This window comes from Pseudoxanthomonas sp. LjRoot204_2, from assembly GCF_056175765.1.
On record NZ_JBGFFG010000153.1, the window covers coordinates 1 to 7465 of the forward strand.

The 7465-nt window shown below is 66.2% G+C and carries 7 protein-coding genes, 2 tRNA genes and 1 pseudogene; 9 read left to right on the forward strand and 1 reads right to left on the reverse strand.

The features are described 5' to 3' along the window. The 8 genes and pseudogenes from AC04L7_RS08950 to AC04L7_RS08985 all read left to right on the forward strand — a co-directional run. Positions 1-203, forward strand: a pseudogene (locus AC04L7_RS08950) (recombinase RecA); the annotation flags it as partial. Between the two features lie 17 nt (positions 204-220). Then, entirely contained in the window at positions 221-736 is a 516-nt protein-coding gene (gene recX / locus AC04L7_RS08955) for a recombination regulator RecX (protein WP_435999411.1), read from the forward strand. Positions 737-828: 92 nt separating this feature from the next. Then, entirely contained in the window at positions 829-3480 is a 2652-nt protein-coding gene (gene alaS / locus AC04L7_RS08960) for an alanine--tRNA ligase (RefSeq protein WP_435999409.1), read from the forward strand. A 151-nt stretch (positions 3481-3631) separates the two neighbouring features. Then, entirely contained in the window at positions 3632-3835 is a 204-nt protein-coding gene (csrA, locus tag AC04L7_RS08965) for a carbon storage regulator CsrA (RefSeq protein WP_475512857.1), read from the forward strand. A 74-nt stretch (positions 3836-3909) separates the two neighbouring features. Then, a tRNA-Ser gene (locus AC04L7_RS08970) sits at positions 3910-4002 on the forward strand. 177 nt (positions 4003-4179) lie between these two features. Beyond that, a tRNA-Arg gene (locus AC04L7_RS08975) sits at positions 4180-4256 on the forward strand. Positions 4257-4506: 250 nt separating this feature from the next. After that, complete coding sequence (locus tag AC04L7_RS08980) at positions 4507-5202, forward strand: 4'-phosphopantetheinyl transferase family protein (protein WP_475512858.1); 696 nt, start codon at positions 4507-4509, stop codon at positions 5200-5202. A gap of 150 nt (positions 5203-5352) precedes the next feature. Continuing rightward, positions 5353-6747, forward strand: coding sequence for a TIGR03013 family XrtA/PEP-CTERM system glycosyltransferase (locus AC04L7_RS08985; protein WP_296280657.1), 1395 nt, complete (start codon positions 5353-5355; stop codon positions 6745-6747). Between the two features lie 9 nt (positions 6748-6756). Here AC04L7_RS08985 and AC04L7_RS08990 read toward each other — a convergent pair whose 3' ends face one another. After that, positions 6757-7176, reverse strand: a complete 420-nt coding sequence (locus AC04L7_RS08990; protein WP_296280659.1) for a J domain-containing protein — start codon at positions 7174-7176, stop codon at positions 6757-6759. Between the two features lie 98 nt (positions 7177-7274). Here AC04L7_RS08990 and AC04L7_RS08995 point away from each other — a divergent pair. Continuing rightward, positions 7275-7465: hypothetical protein (locus AC04L7_RS08995; RefSeq protein WP_475512859.1), on the forward strand; the 191-nt coding region annotated here is incomplete at its 3' end.

The window sequence follows — 7465 nt, forward strand, 5'->3', positions numbered from 1 at the left end:
ACATGGGTGTCGAGGCCAAGCTGGTCGAGAAGGCGGGTGCCTGGTACAGCTACGGCAGCGAGCGCATCGGGCAGGGCAAGGACAATTCCCGCACCTTCCTGCGCGAGAATCCGGCCATCGCCGCCAAGCTCGAGTCGGAGCTGCGCGAGAAGTTCCAGCCCGCCGAAGCGCAGCGCGATGAGAGCGCCGACGACGGCGAGTAAGCGCARGGCGGCAGGTGATGAGCGAACAGGATGAGCCAGCCGGCGGCGGCAAGCGGGGGCGTCGCCCGTCGTCCCTGCAGACGCCACTGCAGCGGGCCCTCGGCCTGCTGACCCGGCGCGAGCACTCCCGGCGGGAACTGTCCCGCAAGCTGGCATCCCGCGGTGTGGAAGCGGCCGATGTGCGATCGGCCGTGGACCGGTTGTCGGAGGAGGGGTGGCAGAGCGACACGCGCTTTGCCGAGGCCCTCGTCCGCAGTCGGGCCTCAGGGGGGTATGGTCCGCTGCGCATCCGGGCCGAGCTGTCCACCCACGGGCTGGATCGCGAGGCGGTTGCGGCGGCCATGGCCACCTTCGATGGCGACTGGACCGAAACGGCATGCGACCTCGTCCGCCGCCGTTTCGGTCCAGCCTGCCGGATCGATCCGGCGCAATCGCGAAAGATCGCGGATTTCCTGGTCCGGCGCGGCTTCGACGCCGCAGCGGTGCGCGCTGCCAGCCAGATGAAGCCGGAGGACTGGGGCGGGGCGGCCTGATAATCTAGCGCATTGGGTTGCTTCCCCCGGCCGCGTCCGCATGTTGTGGATGGTGCGTCGCAATGAGGCGCCTTCCAGCCAATGCCTGCCAGATGACCACTCCCAAGACCCTCAGCACCCGCCAGATCCGCCAGGATTTCCTCGATTTCTTCGCCGGCAAGGGCCACGCCATCGTGCCCTCCGCCTCGCTGGTGCCCGGCAACGATCCCACGCTGCTCTTCACCAACTCCGGCATGGTCCAGTTCAAGGACGTGTTTCTGGGCGCCGAGAAGCGCAGCTACGTGCGCGCGGCCGACGTGCAGCGCTGCCTGCGCGCGGGAGGCAAGCACAACGACCTTGATTCGGTCGGCTACACCGCACGGCACCACACCTTCTTCGAGATGCTGGGCAACTGGTCCTTCGGCGACTATTTCAAGAAGGAAGCCATCGCCTGGTCGTGGGAACTGCTGACGGAGGTGTGGGGGCTGGCACCGGAGCGGTTGCTGGTCACGGTTTACCACACCGACGACGAGTCCTACGACCTGTGGAACAAGATGATCGGCCTGCCGGCCGAGCGCATCGTCCGCATCGGCGACAACAAGGGCGCGCCGTACGCATCGGACAATTTCTGGCAGATGGCCGATACCGGCCCCTGCGGCCCATGCACGGAGATCTTCTACGATCACGGCGAGCATATCGCCGGCGGTCCGCCGGGTTCGCCGGACGAGGACGGCGACCGCTACATCGAGATCTGGAACAACGTCTTCATGCAGTTCGATCGCCAGCCCGATGGCACGCTCGTGCCGCTGCCGGCGCCGTGCGTGGACACGGGCATGGGGCTGGAGCGGTTGGCGGCGGTACTCCAGCACGTCCACACGAATTACGAGATCGACCTGTTCCAGGGCCTGATCCGCAAGGCGGCGGAGCTGACCGGCACGGCCGATCTGGAAAACAAGTCGCTGCGCGTCATCGCCGATCACATCCGCGCCTGCAGTTTCCTGATCGTCGACGGTGTGCTGCCGTCCAACGAAGGCCGGGGTTACGTGCTGCGCCGTATCATCCGCCGCGCGCTGCGCCACGGCTGGATGCTGGGCATGCGCCAGCCGTTCTTCCACAAGATGGTCGACACGCTTTCAGACCTGATGGGGGATGCCTATCCGGAACTCCCTGCCGCCCAGGCCCTGGTCGAGCGCGCACTCAAGGCTGAGGAGGAGCGGTTCGCCGAGACACTGGATTCCGGCATGCGCATTTTTGACGACGTCGCTGCGCGCGTCGCCGATGGCGTCATTCCCGGTGTCGATGCCTTCCGGCTGTACGACACCTATGGCTTCCCGGTCGACCTGACCGCCGACATCGCCCGCGAACGCGGGCTGACGGTCGACATGGCCGGGTTCGATACTGCAATGGCGCAGCAGCGCGAGACCGCGCGTGCCGCCGGCAAGTTCACATCAAACACTGGCTTGCCTGCCGACCTGGTGGCCCAGCTCTCGCCGACCGCGTTCCTTGGCTACGACCAGCTCGATGCGGGTGGCCTGCAGATCGTCGCGCTGCTGAAGGAGGGGCGTCCGGTGCCATCCGTGGCGGCGGGCGACGAGGCGGTCGTCATCTTGGATCGCACGCCCTTCTACGCGGAATCCGGCGGCCAGGTCGGTGATACGGGCGTGCTGGTCGAGCAGGGCGTGCGGTTCGAGGTCGGGGACACGCTGAAGTTCGCCGGCCAGTTCCATGGCCATGCCGGCCGCGTCGCCGAGGGCGTGTTGAAGCTGGGTGACCATGTCGTCGCTTCCGTGGATGCCGCGCGCCGCGCGAATACCATCCTGAACCACTCCGCCACACATCTGTTGCATGCGGCGCTGCGTGACGTGCTCGGCAACCATGTCCAGCAGAAGGGCTCGCTCGTCGCGCCCGACCGGCTGCGCTTCGACTTCTCCCATTTCCAGCCGATGACGCCGGCCGAACTGGCCGAGGTCGAGCGTCGCGTCAATGCGCAGATCCGCGCGAACAACGCGGCTGAAGTGCACAACATGGGCATGCAGGAGGCGCTGGATTTCGGCGCCATGGCGCTGTTCGGCGAGAAGTACGGCGAAAACGTCCGCGTCCTGAAGATGGGCGATTACTCCACGGAACTCTGTGGCGGCACGCATGTGGGGCGCACGGGCGACATCGGCCTGTTCAAGCTGATCGGCGAGAGCGGTGTGTCCGCCGGGGTCCGGCGCATCGAGGCCGTGACCGGGCAGGGCGCCCTGGACTATGTGGCCGACGAGGAGCGTCGCTTGTCCGAGGCTGCCAGTCTACTGGGCGGCAGTCCGGGCGAGATCGTCGAAAAGATCCGCTCCTTGGCAGACCGCCAGAAGAAGCTCGAGCGGGAGCTGGAATCCCTGAAGGCGAAGGCGGCCTCCAGTGCCACGTCCGATCTGGGCAGTGCCGCGGTGGACGTTGGCGGAATCCGTGTCCTCGCCTCCCGCCTGGAAGGCTTCGACGCCAAGGCCCTTCGGGACGCGGTCGACCGCCTGAAGCAGCAACTGGGGGATACCGTGATCGTGCTGGCCGGCGCATCGGACGGAAAGGCTGCCTTGGTGGCGGGCGTGAACGGCGCCGCAACCGGCAAGGTCAAGGCGGGGGAACTCCTCTCACATATCGCCAGTCAGATCGGTGGCAAGGGCGGTGGTCGCCCGGACCTCGCCCAGGGTGGTGGTGAGGACGGGCCCGCCCTTGCGACAGCCCTCCAGGCCATTCCGGAATGGGTCCGGCAGCGCCTCGGTTGACCCCTCTATTGGACCAGACGGCGCTTGCGGCCGCGTGCCTCCGGCCGCTAACATGCTTTAGGTTCATGAATGTACCAGGAAGCCGGCGGCCCTATTTCACGGTGCCGACGCGCCCCCGGCACTATCCTTTGCCGGATTACGGAGAAGAAACATGTTGATCTTGACCCGCCGTGTCGGCGAAACCCTGATGATCGGCGATTCGGTCACGGTGACCGTGCTCGGCGTCAAAGGCAACCAGGTGCGCATCGGCATCACTGCGCCCAAGGATGTGCACCGCGAAGAAATCTACCAGCGCATCCAGCGTGGCGAAGAAATCTCTTCGCATGCGGCGTCGGAGAACGTCACGTCCGATTGATTTTGTTTGCCGCCTGCGCGGTGAGCCGCTATCCTATGCGGCCGCTGCAGCTTGGCTGCAACGAGCGTCAAACCGGAGTGATGCCCGAGCGGCTGAAGGGGCTCCCCTGCTAAGGGAGTATAGGGTCAAAAGCCTTATCGAGGGTTCGAATCCCTCTCACTCCGCCAGTTCCGCGGTTGCCCGTGCTTGTCGGGTGACGCGCCGGAAAGATGGCGAGAGCGGGCACTCGAACGAGGCTCGCAGGATGTGTTCCGGTAGTGCTTTGCACGATGTCGTCGTGCAAAGAAGTGGTAGAAAAAAGATTGACGGGCGGAAAACGCTTCACGCATAATTCCGCTCCTCACGCGCCCGTAGCTCAGCTGGATAGAGTACCTGGCTACGAACCAGGCGGTCGGGAGTTCGAATCTCTCCGGGCGCGCCATTACGAACGCAAAGAGCCAGCGGCCATCCGCTGGCTCTTTGCGTTTCGGGGTTTCGCTGATCGTGCGTCATCGCGATCCGCGTGACCTGTTCGTGTCGTGACGTACGTGACGAAGATGGTTCGCTCACGTAGTGATTCCGACATCGGCATGTCTTTCGTATCCGCGCATCCCCCGGGGCTTTCACCGGATCGCTACCCGTCCGCGGACGCGATGGCATCCGTGTTTCCGCAGTGCCTGAACGGCATCGCATTGAAGCCTGCGCTGGAACGACACGTACTGATAGCCGCCTTCGCGCTGCAGGACTGGCGCGCATGGGAGACGCAGGCGCTGGCGATCATCGATCCGCGCGAGCGCGGGCGTGCGGAGCGGCAGCGGCAGCCACGGCATCGCACAGACCTTGCGCTGGCTTACGCGTTGCATCGCCTGGTGCTGGCGCATGCTCTGGGTGTCCCGGCGGCGCAGGTGCGGCTGGCGCGGGATGCCCGCGGTCGACCCCTGCTCGAGGGCAGGCTGGAACAGACGAGTCTCAGCCACGCCGAAGGTGTGGTGGCCGTTGCAGTGAGCATGTCCGGCGACGTCGGGGTGGACATCGAACCGGTGAGTCGCGCGCAGGTCATGCCGGAGATCGCCGGACGCATCTGCCACGCTGCCGAGTCGGCACGCATTGCGCAGGTTCCCGACGCCGATCGCGCGGCGGCGCTGCTCGATCTTTGGGTTCGCAAGGAGGCCTTCCTGAAAGCGGCCGGCGTCGGGCTGGAACGCGAGATGGATACGTTCTCCCTGCCTGTAGAAGGCGTCGTGGCGCTGCATCCGGACGGCACGGCAACGGTGGAGATCGAGCGGCTGGATCTGGGGCCTGATGTCGTCTGCGCCGTGGCGCGGCCGCCGGGTGCCGGCTGTATCGCCGGCTGGCTGCGGCCGATGCGAAGGGACGAAGTCCGCTAGGGCCGTCGTGCGGCGGGCAGGCGTGTGTCCGGATCTCTCACTTTTTGCGTTTTTCGAAAGTGAGGGGCATCAGGGCCGGGTCCTTCTCACGCGGCGGCGTCGCGCGAGGCGGTAGTTCCGGGCCCGGCGATCAGGCATCAGGGGGACGTAATGAAGTCGACGCATGCGAGCCAGAAGTCCAGGGCCATCCGGTTCCTGTGGCTGCTGGAGGTGGTGATCATCGTGCTGGCCGTGCTGGGCTCGGCCTGGCTGCGCTTCCTGAATGACCAGGAGACCCACCTGGAGTTCGTCGAACATGCGCCGGCACGCGCCTTGCTGGTGGCGCTGAGCCTGACCGGCGCCATGGCGGCGTTCGGCCTCTACCAGGTGCACATGCGCCACAGCCGCATGGACTTCTTCCTGCGCTTCCTGATGTCGTTCGTGCTCGGCGGCATCGCGCTGATCGTGCTGTATTACCTGGTGCCACAGGCGTACATCGGCCGCGGCGTGCTGGCGCTGTCGCTGGCGCTGTCGGCCGCAGGCATCGTGGCGGTGCGCATGCTGTCCGTGAGCCTGTTCCGCACGGATGTGCTGAAGCAGCGTCTGCTCGTGCTGGGCGCCGGCAACAACGCCGACCTCATCAACAGCCGCATGCGGCGCAAGGCGGACCGCCGCAGTTTCATCGTGGTCGGCTTCGTGCCCGTGGCCGGCCAGCCGGTGGTCGTGCGGGATGACCTGCTGGTGAAGCCCGAGGGCACGCTGGCGGACCTGGTGGAAGACCTGCAGATCGACGAGCTGGTGATCGCACCGGACGAGCGTCGCGGCGGCCTGCCGATGGAAGACATGCTTCAGTGCGTGCAGCACGGGGTGAACGTCATCGACCTGTCGACCTTCTTCGAACGCGAAGCGGGCATGGTGCAGCTGAACATCGTCGATCCGTCCTGGCTGGTTTTCTCCGGCGGCTTCGATTACTCCACGCCGAGGCGACTCAGCAAGCGGTTCTTCGACCTGCTCGCGGCAGGCGCGCTGTTGCTGCTCGCGTGGCCGCTGATGCTGCTGACCGCGCTGGCGGTATGGCTCGAATCCGGTGGCCCGATCCTCTACAGCCAGATCCGCGTCGGCGAGCGTGGCAACCACTTCAAGCTGACCAAGTTCCGCAGCATGCGGACGGATGCGGAAAAGGGCGGCGTCGCGGTGTGGGCGAGCAAGGACGACGATCGCACCACACGCGTGGGCCGCTTCATCCGCAAGACTCGCTTGGACGAACTGCCGCAGCTGTTCGCCGTGCTTCGCGGCGACATGAGCTTCGTCGGGCCGCGCCCCGAGCGCCCGCAGTTCGTCGACATGTTGAACGACGAAGTCCGCTACTACCGTGTCCGCCATTGCGTGAAGCCGGGCCTGACCGGTTGGGCGCAGCTGCGCTATCCGTACGGCGCGTCCGTGAAGGACGCCGAAGAGAAGCTGAAGTTCGATCTCTTCTACGTCAAGAACCATGGCCTGGTGTTCGACATGATGATCCTGCTGCAGACCGTCGAAGTCGTGCTGTTCGGGCGTGGCGCGCGCTGAGCGCGCCGGTCAGCGAAGGGCGGCCGACGCCGGAGGCGAAGAAAACACCAGGTAGGCGGCGATCGCCAGCAGCACCAGCAGGACGAGCCAGCTGCGCTGCGAGACATTGGCGAATCCCGGGGATTCGCCTGTGGCCGGCGCGACGTGCGGGCGCGGAGGACGCGTCAGGTGGGTGGTCCGCACGTTTACCCGCGGCGGAGGGCTGCCGGGAAGTCGGCCATGCGCGCGGAAGAACTGCATCGCCTGGCTGTAGCGCAACGTCAGGTCGGGCAACGACATTCCCGGCATGTCGGGTCGCACGGCCTGGTCGCCGTGCCGGTCGGGATGCAGCTCGGCGACGCGCCGCCGATAGGCGCGCTTGAAGTCGTCCAGGCTGCAGTCGGGCTGCACCCGCAGTTCGCTGTACAACGAATGGAAATCGACTTCCATGGCGCGGGGATGAAAACGTTCACGTTGTGACCTGAATCTATCTTCCCATACGTTCTGGAGGAATGGGGAGGCGCGGACGGCCTCCATGGGGCACCGACGTGGACACTGCCAGCGACACTCTCGACGATCCTCGCCGCTCACCGGCGGCGAGCCAGGCCTTGCCCTGGCGCAGCGCGCCGCATGCCGGCATCACGTCGGCGCGCATGCCGCAACCGGCGGAACTCGCGCAGCTCGCGAGCGAGATCGGCGTGGAAACGCATGCAGTCGCGGCAGTGGCCTGGGCCACGCT

What these genes read in the sequence shown, in the direction of transcription:
- recX (WP_435999411.1), top strand. Translation starts at nt 221, where the DNA reads ATGAGCGAACAGGATGAGCCAGCCGGCGGCGGCAAGCGGGGGCGTCGC.
- alaS (WP_435999409.1), top strand. Translation starts at nt 829, where the DNA reads ATGACCACTCCCAAGACCCTCAGCACCCGCCAGATCCGCCAGGATTTC.
- csrA (WP_475512857.1), top strand. Translation starts at nt 3,632, where the DNA reads ATGTTGATCTTGACCCGCCGTGTCGGCGAAACCCTGATGATCGGCGAT.
- AC04L7_RS08985 (WP_296280657.1), top strand. Translation starts at nt 5,353, where the DNA reads ATGAAGTCGACGCATGCGAGCCAGAAGTCCAGGGCCATCCGGTTCCTG.
- AC04L7_RS08990 (WP_296280659.1), bottom strand. Translation starts at nt 7,176, where the DNA reads ATGGAAGTCGATTTCCATTCGTTGTACAGCGAACTGCGGGTGCAGCCC.